The sequence below is a fragment of the Streptomyces cyaneofuscatus genome (assembly GCF_042718795.1).
Classification (GTDB): Bacteria; Actinomycetota; Actinomycetes; order Streptomycetales; family Streptomycetaceae; genus Streptomyces; species Streptomyces cyaneofuscatus_A.
The window spans coordinates 170,884-186,063 of sequence record NZ_JBHXOX010000018.1; the positions used below are offsets into that span (position 1 = coordinate 170,884).

Below are 15,180 nucleotides of genomic sequence, written 5' to 3' on the forward strand. Positions count from 1 at the left end.
GATGGGCGTCTCCGACGTCTGCGTGCTTCGCAGGGGGAGTGCTCGCGCCCTGCGTGCGCTCCCTGTACTGATTCCGCGCGCCCTATTTTGCCGACAGGATGTCGGTATCTACTAGGCGCATGACCGCACTCACCGAACGGCCGTTACCGGCCGCCGGCCCTGACGGCGTCAACCCCTCGCGTGCCCGGCCCGCCGTGCGCGCCCTCTACACCCGCCCCGCGCTCACCGCCGGAGATCTCGGAGCGCCGCTCCTGGTCCTCCCCGATGGGCACTCCGGTGCCGGGAGCCTCCCTGGGGCGGTGCACCTTTCGGACGTACGGCGGACCGTGAACCGCTGGAGTGGGCTCGGCATCGGCGGCGTGAAGGTGTTCGTCCTCGGCCACGATCGCGATATTGCCGCGACAGCGGCAGTATCCGCAGACAACCTCATGGTCCAGGCGGTCTCGGCGATCGGTGCTGCCGCACCGGACCTGGCTGTGACCACCGAGGTGTGCGGCTGCTCCTGGACCAGCAGCGGCGAGTGCGTGCTGCGTACCCGCGCCGAAGATATCGACCTCGACGCCACGTACCGGCTGATGGGCGAGATGGCCGTTCAGCACGCCGAGGCCGGCGCCGATGTCGTATCGCCCACTGCGATGCTCGACGGCTCGGTGCGCGCTGTTCGTGCCGCTCTGGACGACGGGGGGTTCCGCGATGTCGGAGTCAATCCCAACCTGGCGATCCACACGACGCTGTACGGGCCGTTCAAAGCCTTGATGGCCACCGACCCGGCCACCGGTCACCGGCGTGGACTTCAGCTCGAACCGGGCCGGGCCCAGCGCGACGCCGTGGTCCAGGCCCGGCGCTGGATCGTTGAGGGCGCGGACTCACTCACCCTCCAGCCGGTTATGACGGCGGTCGATGTCCTCGTGCGGCTCCGGGCCGACCAGGAGGCGCCGCTCGTCGCGTACTCCACCTCCGGCGAGTGGCCTGCTCTGAGACAGCTGGGCTCCGAGGGCATGACCGAGTACCTCGCCATGCTCCGGCGCGCGGGTGCGGACCACGTGCTGACGTTCGCCGCCGAGCAGGTGGCCACATACCTGGAGCGGAACCCTGGATGACCGCCCGTACTTCCGTCCCGCTGCGCTCGACGCGATTCTCGCGGACGCGACCCGTCTCGGGTTCGCCATGTCGTGCGAGGACCGGACCGGCTCCCTCCTCGCCACGCTCGCCGCGTCCAAGCCCGGTGGACACATGGTCGAACTGGGTACGGGGGTCGGTGCCGGAGCGTCCTGGTTGCTTCATGGCATGCGGCCGGACGCCCGGCTGACCAGCGTCGAGACGGACCCCGCGCACCAGGCTGTGGCCATCGCCCACTTGGGCCACGACGCCCGTGCGGCATTCGTGGCGACCGACGCCGACGCCTGGCTCGACAGCTACTCCGGGCCGCCTCTCGCCCTCGCCTACGTCGACTGCCGCCCCGGAAAGTTCCACCGCTTGGGCGACCTGATCGGGCTGCTGGAGCCGGGAGGTCTCTACGTCGTCGACGACCTGTTGCCGCAGTCGACCTGGCCCAGCGGCCACCAGGCGCGTGTCGACGACTTTCTCGCACGCCTGCCCGAACAGTCCAACTTGCTTGGAACGACAGCAACATGGGCATCAGGGCTTCTCATCGGAACTCGTATCTGACGGTCTATCGTGAACCGCATGTCCGCTGATCTGATCCGCATCGTGTCCCGCGACTCTCCCATGGCGCTCGCCCAGGTGGAGCGCGTCCGTGCCGAGCTGGCCGTGCTCCACCCCGGCACCCGTACCGGAGTCGTCCCGGTCAAGACGACAGGTGACAAGTGGATGGGCGATCTCAGTGCGGTGGAGGGCAAGGGTGCGTTCACCAAGGAGGTGGACGCCGCCCTCCTGGCGGGGGAGGCGGACCTGGCGGTGCACTGCGTCAAGGACATCCCGGCGGACAGGCCCCTGCCCGCCGGCACCGCCTTCGCCGCCTTCCTCCGGCGCGACGACATCCGTGACGCGCTGATCCACCCCGCCGGCCTGCACCTCGACGAGCTTCCCGCCGGGACACGTATCGGTACGTCCTCCGTCCGCCGTTCCGCCCAGCTCGCCGCATCGCACCCGCACCTCGTCTGCGTACCGATGCGCGGCAACGCCAACCGGCGGCTGGAGAAGCTCGCCGCTGGTGAGGCCGATGCGCTGCTTCTGGCCGCCTCCGGACTGGAGCGCATCGGCCGCCCCGACGTGATCACCGAGATCCTGTCGCCCGAGGTGATGTGCCCGCCGATCGGTGCGGGGGTCCTCGCCCTCCAGTGCCGCGAGGGCGACACCGACCTCATCGACGCCGTGAGCGGGCTCGGCGACCCGGCGGCCCACCGCGAGACGACCGCCGAGCGGATGTTCCTGCACGTGCTCCAGGGGCACTGCAACAGCCCCATCGCCGGATACGCCCAGGTCGAACGGAACGGCGACCTGTCGCTCCGGGCCAAGGTCTTCACCCCCGACGGCAAGACCGTCCTCAACGCCCACGAATGGGCGGGGCCGCTCGACCCGGCCACCCTGGGCACGTCCGTCGCGGTCGCCCTGCTGCGCCAGGGGGCCAGGGAGCTGATCGACAGCATCGCCCACTGACGGCCCGCTCTCCACCAGAGGTCTACCGCTCGCTGCTCAGGATCATCAGCAGCTCCGGATCGGGTACGGGGGTGAACCCGACCTTCGCGTACAGCTCGTGGGCGTCGACCGTGGCGAGCATCGTCCGCTTGAGTTCGTACGGGGCGAGGTGGTCGCGGACGGCGGTGGCCAGGCGGGCTCCGAGTCCCCGGCCGCGATGCGCGGGTGCCACGTAGACGTCGCAGAGCCAGGCGAAGGTGGCTCGGTCCGTGACGACGCGGGCGTAGGCGACCTGCCCTCCGTCGGCCTCGTACACACCGAAGTTGAGCGATCCCTGCATGGACCGCTCGACGGTGTCGCGGCTGCGGCCGAGGGCCCAGAAGGCGTCCGTGGAGAGCCAGTGGTGTACGAGGCCGATGTCGAGGCGGTCCGGGTCGGTGTCGATCTCGTACCCGTCAGCTCGGCCGCTGCCCTTGTTCTTGTCCCTGTTCCCGTCTTCGCTGCGCGTGGTGGTGGTCATGGGCTGGGAGCGTAGTCGTGGCGGCAGACTGGGCTTCATGGACTCAGGACTTGCCGCACTGCTGGGCGCCACCATCGGTTGCGTCGCCACCCTCGGCGCCGCGATCGTCAGCGGTCGTGTTCAGGCACGGTCCCAGCACACCCAGTGGAGTCGTCAGCACCGCCGCGACGCGTACGCCCGGTACCTCAGCGCCCTCCACGACCGGGATATCGCCATGGACGCCGTCCTGGACGCTCTGCGCTCGGACCGGCCCGATATGCCCGGCCTCGACGAGAGGACGGACCGCTTCGTCAGCCTGGCCCGCGAGGTCCACCGCGCCTGCGAGGTCGTCATCCTCGAAGGGCCGGAATCCGTCGCGGATGCCGCGGAACGCGTGGCCGGTGCCTCCAGGGATCTCTCGCAGGTCGCGCGGCGGATGGTGGAGAACGCCCGCGCGGGCGACACCGCTGACAAGGCCGAGCACATGGTCCTGGCCGCCGAACGGGAGCGCACCCTCTACCAAGCGGTCAAGGACTTCCGCCTCGCTGCCCGCAGCACGCTCGGCAAGGCCGAGTGACGTCACGCTCAGGCGGCGGCTGCCTGTGCGGGGCCGTGTGTGGCGCGGCAGTCGCGGCAGTAGCCAGGGGTGGGGGAGCGGAAGGCGCGTTCGCAGCCGTCGCAGGTCTGGAAGGGGGTGACGGTGACGCGGGGGCGGGTGGGCGGTGGCGCGAGGTCGTCGGCGCCGGGGAGGGGCGGGGGGAGGAGGGTGGCGAGGCGGTGTTTGAGGAGTTTGGCGGGGTGGCGGAGGAGCCTGGGCGGGTCGTTGGTGAGGGCGTGGCGGATGGTGTCGGGGTGGGCGTCGCGTTCCAGCCAGGCCGCGACGGCGGGGGCGAGCTGGCGGACGTCGCTCTCCGAGAGCGTGAACCGGGGGGCGTGGCGGCGGAGGTCGCTGAGGAGCGCGATGGCGGCGCGGTGCAGTTCGGCGGTGAGTTCGCGGGGCTGGGGGAGGGGCGGGGGCGGCTGCCTGGGCGCGGTGGGCGGCGGGACGAGCGAGACGAAGGGGGCGTGATCCTGCGGGGCGGGCGGTTCCGGTGCTGCGGGGGGGCTCGGTTGCGGGCTGCTCGGGCGCGGGATCCTGCACCGGCGGCGGCTGCTGCTGCGGTTGCGGTTGCGGCGGGGTCTGCGGTCTGGCGGGTAGCTGCGCAGCAACCCGGGCTCGTAGCAGCGCCGTTGGCTGGTTGCAGAAGACCGTGCGGGTGACGATCCGGCCGTCCGGCAGGTTGGTCACGGCTCGTCGCAGGTAGCCGTGGGCTTCCAGTTCGCGCAGGGCGGCGGCGATGAGCTTCTCGCCCTCGGGGAGGCGGGCGGCGAGCGCCTTGATGCCGATCTCGGTGCCTTGAGGCAGCGACTGGATACGTACGGCGAGGCCCACGGCGACCGTGCTCAGGTCGGCGTGCTGGGCGAGGTGGTTGCCGACGACGGTGAAGCGGTCGGTGTGCGGGATCACGATGTGGATCACGCCTCGGGCCGGGAGAGGCCCGGGAAGCTCTGTCAGGGCGCGCGTGAGCGCAGTATTCTGCGGGGTATCCATCGGGAAGCTTCTTCTTCCTTGGTGGTCAGGCCCTCGATCGGGATGGCTGTCCCGGCCGGGGGCCGACGTATGTCTGATGTGTGATGTCTGGTGGCGTGAGCATATGCCTGCCAACCGGTGCGAAATCCAGCTCAGTTGGCAAACCTCACCCGTGTGGGTGACGAGCCCCCGGGATCCGTCAGGTGCGGGACGGGTTGGGTTGGGTGGGGTTATTTCTCTTAGTTCTTTAAGTAGTTGATGTCGCACGTCAGCGCGTCGCGCCTCGGCGCGATCCGGTGGGCGGTCTGCGCCGGATACCGGATCGCACCCGCGCACGACCCGGTGGACGCCGTCACCGTACGAGGTCGATCTCGGCCCATACGGTCTTACGCGGTACGGGCCCGGGAGCGACGCCCCAGTGGTCCGCCAGGGCCTCCACGATGAGCAGGCCGCGTCCGTGCTCCGCGTGGTCGTCCTCGGGCGCTTTCACGGCACCTGGGCCCGGTGGAACGCTGTCGCCCCGGGTGTCGGTGACCTCGATCCGGAGTGTCTTCCCGCTTACGGAGAGGGCGAGTTGAAAGTCCCGGCCCTGTACGCGGCCGTGGACCGAGGCGTTCGCCGCGAGTTCGGCGACGATGTGTGCGGCCGCCTCGGAGGGGAGCCCCCAGGCGCCGAGATGGGCCACGGTGAGCAGCCGGGCGAGCCGGGCGCCTCGGCGGGTGGGGGAGAGCGGGACGGTGAACGCCTGTTCGGTGGCAGGGTGTTGGGCGCGGGCGATTTCTTGGTTCATGTCACTCAGCGTGGCCATCTCCGCGTACCGTGAACAGTGACGGAGCCCTTGCGTACGGTCAGTGTCCTGGGCTTGTCCGGCCTTGTCCGGGCGGGCGGGAAGCTCGCGGCGATGAAGGCGGACATCGCGGAGGTGCGGTATCCGAAGAAGATCCGGAACTTGGCGAAGCTGGAGGCCAGGGCGGTTGAAGTGGAGGCCTGCCACAACCACAACATCAACGGTCTGTTGCAGACCGAAGGGCATATGCGCGCCCTGTTCGCCTCGTGGCTTCCGGCCTACACGCTGGACGAGATGGATCGCATGGTTGCGGCTCGCCTCGCCCGCCAGTCCATCTTCGAACGCGACCCACTTCCGACGCTCAGTTTTGTCCAGGAAGAGGTGACGATTCGGCGCCCCGTCGGAGGCAGAATGGTGTGGCGTCGACAACTCGAACGCCTTCTGGAAATTGGGGAGATGCGGAAATGTGGCGATCCAGGTGATGCCGACCGACCGCGAGGAACACCCCGGTACCGGTGGTCTGATCGAGGTGCTGAAGTTCCCCGACGGCAGTGCGGTGGGACGGTCCGAGGGGGCGTTCGGGGGGCGGCCGGTCTCCGTTCCGAAGCAGCTCAGAATCATTGAGTCGCGCTGTGGGATGATCCGGGCGCAGGCTCTCAACCCAAGGTAGTCGCGGGCCTTCATCGAGAAAGTGCTGGGAGAGACATGATCCAGAAGCCCTCTGTCAGGGACGCTTGCGAGCTGGAGTGGATCAAGAGCAGCTACAGCAGCAGCGGCGACGGCAACGACTGCGTCGAGGTTGCCGCTGCTCCCGAGGTGGTCCACGTACGCGACTCCAAGAGCATCCCGGATCCCCAGCTCACCCTCGCGCCTGCCGCGTGGGCGGGCTTCGTCTCGTACGCCGCAGAGCACTGACCTCCCCAGGAGGGACATGAACAGCGAGGCTTCTCCCGAGCTGCGGTGCTTCAAGAGCAGCTACAGCGACAGCAGCAACCCCAACGACTGCGTCGAGGTCGCGACCGTCACGGGCGCCGTGCACGTCCGCGACTCCAAGAACGTTCACGGCCCCCGCCTCGCCCTCCCGCCTGCCGCCTGGGCGGCCTTCGTCCCGTACGTGGGCGGGGACGAAAGCCGCTGACTCCGGCCTCGACTCCGGTGTCGTATCAGGCCGGCACGGCAGGCGTCACTTCACCACGACGTGGTCCCCCGGTGACATCGACGCTCCGGTGGTCGTATTGCCGTAGTACGCCCAACGCCACGTGCCCGTCTTCGACGCCTTGACGGTCGTCTTGAGGGCGCCGGAGTCGTTCGCGTACACCTTCTTCACCGTGGTGTAGGAGGCGGCACCGGAGGGCTTGAACTGCAAGGCCACGTGACGGCCGCCGTACACGGCGTACTTCCTGGTCTCCCAGTTGGCCCGCGTGACCTTTCCGGTCACGGTGATGGTCTTGCCCGTGGCCACCGGTTCGGGCGCCGCGTTCACGGTCAGACGGGAGTTGCGCTTGACGTGGACGGTCACCCCCGTGGCGTCGACGTCACTGGTGCCGTCCTTGAAGTGCGCCTCGCCCGCGACCTTCCAGGCCCCGGCCTCACTGTTGCGCATCTCCCACTCGCTCGGGTCGAAGTACATCGTCTCCACGACGTCGCAGGTGCCAATCCAGTTGGGGCATTCTGTCGCCCCGATGGCGTGCCAGAGCTGGTCATCGGCGTTCTTGCGGTACAGGAACACCAAAGGCAACCTCTTCCACGTGCGCGTGGCCGTCACCCGGAAGGTGACCGGTACCGCGACCTCCTTCGATGTCCCGATCACGATCGGTTCTCCGCCGTTCACCTGGACACGGCTGAACGAGGCCCCACCTTCGGCCGCCCAGGCCGGCACCGCGGCCACGGCCGTGAACACCGCCGCCGCGCCACCGGCCACGACGGCTCTCCAGACCTGCTTGCCCACCTGATCCCCGATCTCCCTGCGGAAAGGCGCCGGAGGCTCATCCCTCCAGCGCCTAGCAGACAGCCGAGGGCCATCCGAGGTTGTGGACCGGCGCATCACGATGAGGCATCGGGCCGCCCTCCGCGGCGTCCCGCGAGGCCGCCCCTCGCGGTGTGAACGGCATCAGAGTGGGGAGGCGGGTGCGTAGGCCGATGTGTCGCGGCAGGGTGTCGATCCCGCGTCCGCCACTATGCTGCGGGCAACGCGTCGCGATACGCGCTGGTGTGCCGGGAAGTCTGGTCGGCGTCGGGGAGACAGCTGTCTCCTCGGCTGCTGCGACCCCGGAGGTTGTCCGCCGTGGACCCACGCCTGTGCCAGCCCGCGAAACGCCCGGCCCCGCCGTCACCGCCTCCTCTGCCGATGACGCCGCCCCAGGGGTGACGGTGCCTCGCTGTGTGTCCCTCGACCGGCCCGAGCGGCAGACACGGATGCAGATGCAGACCCACGGCTACTCCACGGCGCCCCTCATTTACGTGTCCGATAAACGGATCTCGCGATCCGCATAACGATGACGTCACCCTCCCAGTGCCTTCACCGGGATCCCCCCTGATGTGACCCACATCACTAAAAGATCGGTAAAGGTCATGGTACAAATGCCCAACTTCCCTGACGGAGCCCCCGTCGAGGTGGAGTGCCGGGCCCCACCTGGCAGCAAGCCCGAGCGATCAGCGTCGTAGTCCGCCCCAGGGGGGCACGCCGGGTCGCCGACCGGACAACGACGTTCGCTTATCCCCCCACCGCACACCGACCGGCCAAGGACGCCCCACCCCGCCCGCCGCTCCCGCGTCATCCGAGGTAGCCAACGTGTCACTCGACTCCATCACGCAGAACATCGACGAATCCGTCAGCGGGTTCTTCGAGCCCATAGCCGACTGACTGGGCGGCATCGTCTTCTACTCCGTCACCATCGCCGGGGCGGACGTGCCGCTCATCGTCACCTGGCTGGCGGTGGCCGGTCTCGTCTTCACCGGCTGGTTCGGCTTCGTCCAGGTGCGGAAGTTCCGGCTCGCCGTGGATGTGGTCCGGGGCAAGTACGACGACAAGGACTCCGCCGGCGAGGTCAACCACTTCCAGGCGCTGACCGCCGCCGTCTCCGGCACGGTCGGGCTCGGGAACATCGCGGGTGTGGCCGTCGCCGTCTCCATCGGTGGCGCCGGAGCCACGTTCTGGATGATCGTCTGCGGTCTCCTCGGTATGGCGACCAAGTTCGTCGAGGTCACCCTCGGTGTGAAGTACCGCGAGGTCCACGCCGACGGCACCGTCTCCGGCGGACCGATGCACTACCTGCCCAAGGGACTGGCCGAGCGCTTCGGCAAGAACGGCAAGACGCTCGGCAAGATCCTCGCCGTCCTCGCCTCGATCATGATCCTGTTCTTCGGGCTCTTCGGCGGCAACCTCTTCCAGGTCAACCAGTCCTACGCCCAGCTCGTCTCCGTCACCGGGGGCGAGAGCGGCGCGATGGGCTCCTCCGGCGGGGCGATCTTCTTCGGCGTCCTCGTCGCCGCCCTCGTCGGCATCGTCCTGCTCGGCGGCATCCGCTCGATCGCCTCGGTCACCAGCCGGCTCGTGCCCGCGATGGCCGGTATCTACATCGTCGCCTGTCTCGTCGTCATCCTCGTCAACGTCTCCGCCGTGCCCGCCGCGATCGGCACGATCATCGAGGGCGCGTTCAACCCGCAGGGCGTCGCGGGCGGCATCCTCGGCGCGCTGATCATCGGTTTCCAGCGCGCCGCGTTCTCCAACGAGGCGGGCATCGGTTCCGCGCCGATCGCCCACTCCGCGGTCAAGACCAAGCACCCCGCCAGCGAGGGCCTGGTCGCCCTGCTGGAGCCGTTCATCGACACCGTCATCATCTGCACCATGACCGCGCTGACCATCGTCATCGCCAACCCCGCCAGTTGGGGCGAGGCCCGCGGCGGCGAGTCCATCGGCGGCGTGACGATCACCTCGGACGCGTTCGAGACCGTGCTGCCCTGGTTCCCGTACATCCTCACCATCGCGGTGATGCTCTTCGCGATCTCCACGGTGCTCACCTGGGGCTACTACGGCCTCAAGGCCTGGACGCACCTCTTCGGGCGCAGCCGCACCAGCGAGACCGTCTACAAGAGCCTCTACACGCTCTTCGCCGTCGCCGGGTCGCTGCTCACGCTGGAGACCCTCATCAGCCTGGCCGACGCGGTGCTCTTCACCCTCGCCGTCGTCAACATCATCGGCCTGTACCTCCTGGCTCCGGTCGTCAAGCGCGAGCTCAACAACTTCCTTGAGTACGTGCGGGTCCGGAAGGCCGGCGGAACGGACGGGGACGACGGGGGCAAGGACGACGAGTCGGCGAAGGTCTCGGTCTGACCCGGTCGCGTACGTGAGCTGATCCTTCGACCGTACCCGGAGTCGCCCCGGTCCCCTCTCGGAAGGGGGCCGGGGCCTCCGTCGTGTTCGGGCCGCCTTCGCCCCCGTGCGCCGTATCCGGAGGGCCAGGGCTCAACTCGTGTGCAGCATCAGCCCGATGCCCACCACCATCAGCCCCGCCGCCGCGATCCTCGGTGCCCCGAAGCGCTCCTTGAAGAACAGTGTGCCGATCGCCGCGCCCACGATGATCGACGACTCCCGCAGCGCCGCGATCGGGGCGAGCGGAGCCCGCGTCTGGGCCCAGAGGACCAGGCCGTACGCGACCACCGAGAGGGCTGCGCCGAGCAGGCCCCGTACCGCGAACGGGCGTAGCTGGGAAGTCAGTTCGGAGCGGCGGCGGTAGTACGCGTACGCCGGGATCGCCAGGCCCTCCAGGATCATCAGCCACGCGACGTAACCGAGCGGTGTGCCGGAGGCCCGTACGCCGACGCCGTCCACCGTCGTGTACCCGGCGATCGCCAGGCCCGTGCCGAGGGCCGCCACGATCGCGGGCCAGTGCGGGCGTTTGCCGGTGCCCCGGATGCCCCAGAGCGCCAGGCCGACCAGGCCGGCCGAGGCGACCGCCACGCCCGTCGTCGCCCACGCGTCCGGGCGCTCGCCGACGAAGACCGCCGCGAGGACCGTCACCACCAGCGGGGCCGTACCCCGGGCGATCGGGTACATCTGGCCGAAGTCGCCGAGGGTGAACGAGCGCATCAGCAGCAGCATGTACGCCACGTGCAGCACGGCCGAAAAGCCGAGGTACGGCCAGGCCTCCGCCGCCGGGAACGGGGCGAAGAGGGCCATCGCCGCGCCGATCAGCAGGCCGCCGCCGGAGATCAGCGTGAAGGAGAGGAGCTGGTCCTTGATGGCGTGGGCGATGGCGTTCCAACTGGCGTGCGTTATCGCGGCGACAAGCACCGCGAGGGCGACCAGCGGGGTCACTTGGCGGGCTCGCGCACATCCGCGACCGTGGCGCCCGCGTGGGCGATCAGCGACTTGGGGTCGAGCGGGAAGACCGTGTGCGGGGTGCCCGCCGCCGCCCACACCACGGCGTGGTCCAGGAGGCGCCGGTCGGCCAGGACGCGGGTGCGGGTCGCGTGGCCGAAGGGGGGTACGCCTCCGATCGCGTACCCGGTCGTCTGCCGGACCAGGTCCGCGTCCGCCCGCTTGACCTTCTGCGCGCCGAGTTCGCGGCGTACCAGCTCGACGTCCACCCGGGACGACCCGTCCATCAGGACCAGCACCGGGACGCCGTCCGCCGTGAAGACCAGGGACTTGACGATCTCGCTCAGCTCGCAGCCGACCGCCGCCGCGGCCTCCGCCGCCGTACGGGTCGCGTCGGGGAAGCGGCGCACCTCGACCTGGAGGCCCAGCTCGGCCAGCGCCTCGGCGAACCGGGGGTGGGCGGGGGAGACGGGTGCGATGGCCGAAGACGGTTCGGGGGTTCCGGGGGTTTCAGGGGTTTCGGAAGGGCTGCTCATGGCTGCACGCTAGCGGTCGGTGCAGTATGCACGCGAGCGGGTTCCGGGTGGCGGGCAGCGAGAGCGGAATGATGGTGCGCGCCCAGAAGACCGTGCGCGGCGAAGGCGACCAGGCGCGTCGAAAGTGCGGTCGCCCTGGCCGGGGCGACCGCAGCCGTCCGGGGATGCGGGGCGTGCCGGAAAACCTGGGCGACCCGGGGGCGGACCTGCTTCTACGCTCGCCCTCATGAACAGAGGCGAGCAGGGCGAGCAGAGCGATCAGGACGAACATCTGCTGAACGTCGTCGATGTCGAGGCGACCTGCTGGGAAGGGCAGCCGCCGCCCGGCCAGGTGAACGAGATCATCGAGATCGGTCTCACCGTCGTCGACCTGCGCGCGGGTGAACGGCGGTCCAAGCAACGGTTGTTGGTCCGGCCCGCGCGCTCGGAGGTGAGCCCGTTCTGCACGGAGCTGACCGGGCTGACGCAGGCGGAGGTGGACGGCGGCCTTCCGTTCGCCGAGGCCTGCCGGGTGTTGGCCGCCGAGCACCGTACGGGGCTGCTGCCCTGGGCGAGCTGGGGCGACTACGACCGTAACCAGTTCACCCGCCAGTGCCGGGCGACGGGCGCCGCGTACCCCTTCGGGCAGCGGCACACGAACGCCAAGCTCGCCTTCACCGCCGCGTACGGGCTGCGCCGCCGCCCCGGTATGGCCCAGGCGCTGGAGCTGGCCGGCCTCCCGCTGGAGGGCCGCCACCACCGGGGCGACGACGACGCGTGGAACATCGCCGCCCTGGTGCTGGACGTGGCGGGACGGGGCGGTTGGCCGACGGCCGGGTGAGCCGTGCCCGGTGCCCCGTACGCCGTGCCCCGCACGCCGCCGGTGGCTCGGGTCTCAGCGGCCCGCGCGCAGCACCTCCGCCACCAGCGGTCCGGCCGCATCGCCGCCGTGGCCGCCGGACTGGACGACCGCCGCCGCGGCGAGGTCGTTGCTGAAGCCGGTGAACCAACTGTTCGACGTCTGCCCGTCGACCTCCGCCGAACCGGTCTTGGCGCCCTTGTCGCCGCCGACGCCCGCCATGGACTTGGTGCCGGTGCCGGTGGGGCTGGTCGCCGTGTAGCGCATCATCTGCCGCAGTTGCTCGGCCACGTTGGCCGGCAGCGGGCGGGCACTGGCGAACGGCCGGTCGTCCAGCTCGCGGGCGATCAGGTACGGCTGCCTGAAGCCGCCGTTCTTCACCGTGGCGGTCACCGAAGCCATGTTCAGGGGGCTCATCAGCACCTTGCCCTGCCCGATGTACGAGGCCGCGGTCTCGGTCCCCGAGGACTCCGGGACGCTGCCGTCGAAGGAGGGCACGCCGGTCTGCCAGTTGTCCTGGCCGAGGCCGAAGTAGTCACGGGCTTCCTGGCCCAGAGCCGTTCCGGCCCGGTCGCCGAGCGGTTTGACCGGCTTGATGAAGGTGCTGTTGCAGGACTGCGCGAAGGCTTCCCGCAACGTGGCGTTGCTGATGGAGAAGTCCTTGAGGTTGTGGAAGGTCGCCCCTTCCCACGTGACGGTGGCCGGGCACTCCACCGCGGAGTTCATGCTCCCGAGACCGTTCTGGATGATCATCGCCGCTGTCACGATCTTCATCGTGGAGCCGGGGGCCAACTGGCCGCTCATGGCCGCGTTGTAACCGTCCTTGCGGTTGTTGGCGACGGCGAGGATCGCGCCCGTGGACGGCTGCACCGCCGCCACCGAGGACTCGGCGTACCGCTTCACCGCCTGCTCGGCCGCGCCCTGGACGCCGGCGTCGAGCGTCGTCCGTACCTTGCCGGGCTTGCCCTTGGCGAGGGTGAGCAGGTTGACGTCGGCCTGCCCGTCCTCGGCGGGGTCGATCCAGGTCTTGACGCCGGGCGAACCGCCGGCGGATTCCCCGTACTTCTGGCGCAGGGTGTCCAGGATCGTGCCCAGAGAGGGGTACTTCTCCTTGGTGAGTACGGTGCCGTTGCGGTCGACGGCCTCGATGGCCGCCGTCGACGACTCGCCCGTCTTCAGTGTCGCGCCATCGGTCAACTGGGGGTGTACGACGGTGGGTTCCCAGTCGACCAGGGCCTTGCCGGTCGTCAGTCCGCGGACGACGGTGAGCTCGGAGGCGTACGACAGGGGCTTGGCCTTCCCGCCGTACGCGACGGTGGCCTTGACGGTGTACGGCACCTTCGTGCCGACGGCCGGCCCCGGGGTGATCCTCACCTTGCCGATGTGGGCGTCCTCGCCGTACGAGGCGAGCACGGGCTCCGCGTCGCCCTCGTTGTTGGTGAGCAGGGCGGCGGTCGTGGCGTCCCCCGCTGCCCAGGCGTCGAAGAAGCTCTTCGACGCCTCGGTTATCTCCTCCGCGCTCGGCGGCCCTGTCTTCACCTCGGGCGTCGCGTTCTGGGAGGCGACCTTGCCGCCGTCGCCGCCCCCGTCGCTCCCGAGCACGCTGTAGGCCCCGTAGCCGATGCCGCCGGCCGCCAGGACGAACACCCCGCCGACCACGGCGACCTTCGCTCCACTGCGCATCTGTGCAGTCCCCCTCCCCAGGAGTGCCCCTGAACGCGTTCAAGGGGCAACTGTGAGGAACCCTAAGGGGTTGGCGCGGCGGGTGAGGGTGTTGTTACCGGACCGGAACGCTTGGTTGGAAAGCGCTCTCAGGGCGTTTCCGTGGAACCGGGCCCTCCGTTGCCGGGAGCGGTCAGCCGGGCGGTCCCCGGTGTGCCGACATCAGCACATGAGGGCAGCCGAGCCCGTCACCTACCCTGCCCATCTGTAAGGGGTGCGGGCGCGGCCCAGGTCCAGGCGGGGGATGCGGATGCGGACAGGTGTGGACGGTACGACAGACGCGGGAGGACCCGGCACGGCCCGGCAGAAGCCGGCCGCCGCGACCACCTTGGGACCGCGCGCGTCCTTGGCGATGTCGTTGGCGCTCGGCCTGCTGCTGGGCGCCCTGTCGCTCCTGGTCATGCTTCCGGCGGCCCAGCATCTGCGCGCCCTCCAGGACGGCGTGCGGGCTCAGGCCACGCTGCACACGGCCGGTTCGTGCCTGGCGGGCCACTGCCAGGTGAAGTTCGAGGCCGGCGGCCGGACGGTGATCGCGGACCTCCCGGTGGGCAGCGGCGGCGGCAAGCAGTCGGCAGGCGCCTCACTGGCGGTCCGGTACCAGGCGGACGACCCCCGGGTGGCCGCCCGCGAGGCGGACGTCGGGGGCGGCGGGGCGGCCGTACTGGCGGCACTGTCGGGCGGGGCGGCCCTGCTCTTCCTGACGGTGGCGGCCGTGGCGGCGGTCTTTCTGGCCCGGCAGCGGCGCACGCCGGTGCCCACCATCTCGGCATAAGCCCAGGTCAGCGGCCTGATCGACCAGGGTCACGTGCGGTCGGGGAACAAATTTTCGCCATGATGAGTGAACGCGGAATTGCCGGGCACTAGGACCAACGCAACGAGGTCCTGGCGACATTCGGAGCCGGGGCATACCGGTGGGGTGAACTGAGGCCGTTGTGAAGTTTAGGCGTACACGCGCCTAAAACCGGACTTGACGATGGGAACGAAAAAATGATCCTCCTTGGACTTCTTCTGCTTATTGTCGGCCTGCTTATTGGCATGGGCCTGCTGACCACGATCGGCAGTATCCTCATCGTCGTGGGTGTGGTCCTGTGGATCCTGGGTGCGACCGGCCGCGCGGTCGGTGGACGTAAGCACTTCTTCTAAACTGCGCAGTCAGAAGAATCCAGGACTCTGTTGACGCAACAGAATCCTGAAACTGCGGGCGGGGGGGGGGGGGGGGGCGGGGGGGGCGCCCCCCCCCCGGGGGGGGGGGGGCGGGGGGCGCGACGCCCCCCCCCCCCCGCCCCCGCCCCCCCCCCCCCCCCCCCCCC

15 protein-coding genes and 3 pseudogenes are annotated in these 15,180 nt (G+C 69.9%); 11 read left to right on the forward strand and 7 right to left on the reverse strand.

Annotated features, from left to right (window positions below):
• Positions 1-119: 119 nt before the first annotated feature.
• The 3 genes from ACFWRT_RS21870 to hemC all read left to right on the forward strand — a co-directional run bounded on the left by ACFWRT_RS21870 (position 120) and on the right by hemC (position 2,619).
• Positions 120-1,100 (forward strand): hypothetical protein, encoded by a 981-nt coding sequence (locus tag ACFWRT_RS21870; RefSeq protein WP_380950238.1) that lies wholly within the window; start codon positions 120-122, stop codon positions 1,098-1,100.
• Between the two features lie 67 nt (positions 1,101-1,167).
• Positions 1,168-1,668: an O-methyltransferase gene (locus ACFWRT_RS21875; protein WP_380950237.1), complete on the forward strand. Its 501-nt coding sequence runs from the start codon at positions 1,168-1,170 to the stop codon at positions 1,666-1,668.
• 18 nt (positions 1,669-1,686) lie between these two features.
• The gene (gene hemC / locus ACFWRT_RS21880; RefSeq protein WP_380950236.1) at positions 1,687-2,619 is read left to right on the forward strand and encodes a hydroxymethylbilane synthase; all 933 of its coding nucleotides are present in this window, start codon (positions 1,687-1,689) and stop codon (positions 2,617-2,619) included.
• A gap of 22 nt (positions 2,620-2,641) precedes the next feature.
• Here the strand turns inward: hemC and ACFWRT_RS21885 are convergent, their stop codons facing one another.
• Positions 2,642-3,118, reverse strand: a complete 477-nt coding sequence (locus tag ACFWRT_RS21885; RefSeq protein WP_380950235.1) for a GNAT family N-acetyltransferase — start codon at positions 3,116-3,118, stop codon at positions 2,642-2,644.
• A 37-nt stretch (positions 3,119-3,155) separates the two neighbouring features.
• Between ACFWRT_RS21885 and ACFWRT_RS21890 the strand changes: the two genes are divergently transcribed.
• Complete coding sequence (locus tag ACFWRT_RS21890) at positions 3,156-3,674, forward strand: proline dehydrogenase (RefSeq protein WP_380950234.1); 519 nt, start codon at positions 3,156-3,158, stop codon at positions 3,672-3,674.
• Between the two features lie 8 nt (positions 3,675-3,682).
• On the opposite strand, the pseudogene ACFWRT_RS21895 reads toward ACFWRT_RS21890, so the two are convergent.
• Positions 3,683-4,688, reverse strand: a pseudogene (locus ACFWRT_RS21895) (hypothetical protein).
• A 331-nt stretch (positions 4,689-5,019) separates the two neighbouring features.
• Positions 5,020-5,457 (reverse strand): ATP-binding protein, encoded by a 438-nt coding sequence (locus ACFWRT_RS21900; RefSeq protein ID WP_380950233.1) that lies wholly within the window; start codon positions 5,455-5,457, stop codon positions 5,020-5,022.
• A 90-nt stretch (positions 5,458-5,547) separates the two neighbouring features.
• Between ACFWRT_RS21900 and ACFWRT_RS21905 the strand changes: the two are divergent.
• From ACFWRT_RS21905 to ACFWRT_RS21915, 3 genes and pseudogenes are all read left to right on the forward strand, one after another.
• Positions 5,548-6,124 (forward strand): annotated as a pseudogene (locus tag ACFWRT_RS21905) (DUF5753 domain-containing protein); the annotation flags it as partial.
• Positions 6,125-6,159: 35 nt separating this feature from the next.
• Positions 6,160-6,369 carry a DUF397 domain-containing protein gene (locus tag ACFWRT_RS21910; protein WP_380950232.1) on the forward strand — a complete coding sequence of 70 codons (210 nt, stop codon included), beginning with the start codon at positions 6,160-6,162 and terminating at the stop codon, positions 6,367-6,369.
• A 16-nt stretch (positions 6,370-6,385) separates the two neighbouring features.
• A complete protein-coding gene (locus ACFWRT_RS21915; RefSeq protein WP_380950231.1) occupies positions 6,386-6,592 on the forward strand; it encodes a DUF397 domain-containing protein in 207 nt (68 codons plus the stop codon).
• A gap of 45 nt (positions 6,593-6,637) precedes the next feature.
• Here ACFWRT_RS21915 and ACFWRT_RS21920 read toward each other — a convergent pair whose 3' ends face one another.
• Positions 6,638-7,402, reverse strand: coding sequence for a hypothetical protein (locus tag ACFWRT_RS21920; protein ID WP_380950230.1), 765 nt, complete (start codon positions 7,400-7,402; stop codon positions 6,638-6,640).
• 843 nt (positions 7,403-8,245) lie between these two features.
• On the opposite strand from ACFWRT_RS21920, the pseudogene ACFWRT_RS21925 reads away from it, so the two are divergent.
• Positions 8,246-9,787 (forward strand): annotated as a pseudogene (locus ACFWRT_RS21925) (alanine/glycine:cation symporter family protein).
• A gap of 132 nt (positions 9,788-9,919) precedes the next feature.
• On the opposite strand, the gene ACFWRT_RS21930 reads toward ACFWRT_RS21925, so the two are convergent.
• Positions 9,920-10,771, reverse strand: coding sequence for an EamA family transporter (locus ACFWRT_RS21930; RefSeq protein ID WP_380950229.1), 852 nt, complete (start codon positions 10,769-10,771; stop codon positions 9,920-9,922).
• Entirely contained in the window at positions 10,768-11,310 is a 543-nt protein-coding gene (locus ACFWRT_RS21935) for a YbaK/EbsC family protein (RefSeq protein WP_380950228.1), read from the reverse strand. The genes ACFWRT_RS21930 and ACFWRT_RS21935 overlap by 4 nt, the downstream gene beginning before the upstream one ends.
• 226 nt (positions 11,311-11,536) lie before the next feature.
• Between ACFWRT_RS21935 and ACFWRT_RS21940 the strand changes: the two genes are divergently transcribed.
• A complete protein-coding gene (locus tag ACFWRT_RS21940) occupies positions 11,537-12,130 on the forward strand; it encodes a 3'-5' exonuclease (RefSeq protein ID WP_380950227.1) in 594 nt (197 codons plus the stop codon).
• 54 nt (positions 12,131-12,184) lie between these two features.
• Here ACFWRT_RS21940 and ACFWRT_RS21945 read toward each other — a convergent pair whose 3' ends face one another.
• Positions 12,185-13,831, reverse strand: a complete 1,647-nt coding sequence (locus tag ACFWRT_RS21945; RefSeq protein WP_380950226.1) for a penicillin-binding transpeptidase domain-containing protein — start codon at positions 13,829-13,831, stop codon at positions 12,185-12,187.
• A gap of 391 nt (positions 13,832-14,222) precedes the next feature.
• On the opposite strand from ACFWRT_RS21945, the gene ACFWRT_RS21950 reads away from it, so the two are divergent.
• A complete protein-coding gene (locus ACFWRT_RS21950) occupies positions 14,223-14,642 on the forward strand; it encodes a hypothetical protein (RefSeq protein WP_380950373.1) in 420 nt (139 codons plus the stop codon).
• Positions 14,643-14,857: 215 nt separating this feature from the next.
• Positions 14,858-15,013: a hypothetical protein gene (locus ACFWRT_RS21955; RefSeq protein WP_380950225.1), complete on the forward strand. Its 156-nt coding sequence runs from the start codon at positions 14,858-14,860 to the stop codon at positions 15,011-15,013.
• Positions 15,014-15,180: the final 167 nt, after the last annotated feature.

Coding starts and splice junctions, on each gene's coding strand:
- ACFWRT_RS21875 (WP_380950237.1), top strand. CDS start 1,168: ATGTCGTGCGAGGACCGGACCGGCTCCCTCCTCGCCACGCTCGCCGCG.
- ACFWRT_RS21890 (WP_380950234.1), top strand. CDS start 3,156: ATGGACTCAGGACTTGCCGCACTGCTGGGCGCCACCATCGGTTGCGTC.
- ACFWRT_RS21885 (WP_380950235.1), bottom strand. CDS start 3,118: ATGACCACCACCACGCGCAGCGAAGACGGGAACAGGGACAAGAACAAG.
- ACFWRT_RS21870 (WP_380950238.1), top strand. CDS start 120: ATGACCGCACTCACCGAACGGCCGTTACCGGCCGCCGGCCCTGACGGC.
- ACFWRT_RS21915 (WP_380950231.1), top strand. CDS start 6,386: ATGAACAGCGAGGCTTCTCCCGAGCTGCGGTGCTTCAAGAGCAGCTAC.
- ACFWRT_RS21910 (WP_380950232.1), top strand. CDS start 6,160: ATGATCCAGAAGCCCTCTGTCAGGGACGCTTGCGAGCTGGAGTGGATC.
- ACFWRT_RS21900 (WP_380950233.1), bottom strand. CDS start 5,457: ATGAACCAAGAAATCGCCCGCGCCCAACACCCTGCCACCGAACAGGCG.
- ACFWRT_RS21955 (WP_380950225.1), top strand. CDS start 14,858: ATGATCCTCCTTGGACTTCTTCTGCTTATTGTCGGCCTGCTTATTGGC.
- ACFWRT_RS21940 (WP_380950227.1), top strand. CDS start 11,537: ATGAACAGAGGCGAGCAGGGCGAGCAGAGCGATCAGGACGAACATCTG.
- ACFWRT_RS21945 (WP_380950226.1), bottom strand. CDS start 13,831: ATGCGCAGTGGAGCGAAGGTCGCCGTGGTCGGCGGGGTGTTCGTCCTG.
- ACFWRT_RS21950 (WP_380950373.1), top strand. CDS start 14,223: ATGTCGTTGGCGCTCGGCCTGCTGCTGGGCGCCCTGTCGCTCCTGGTC.
- ACFWRT_RS21935 (WP_380950228.1), bottom strand. CDS start 11,310: ATGAGCAGCCCTTCCGAAACCCCTGAAACCCCCGGAACCCCCGAACCG.
- hemC (WP_380950236.1), top strand. CDS start 1,687: ATGTCCGCTGATCTGATCCGCATCGTGTCCCGCGACTCTCCCATGGCG.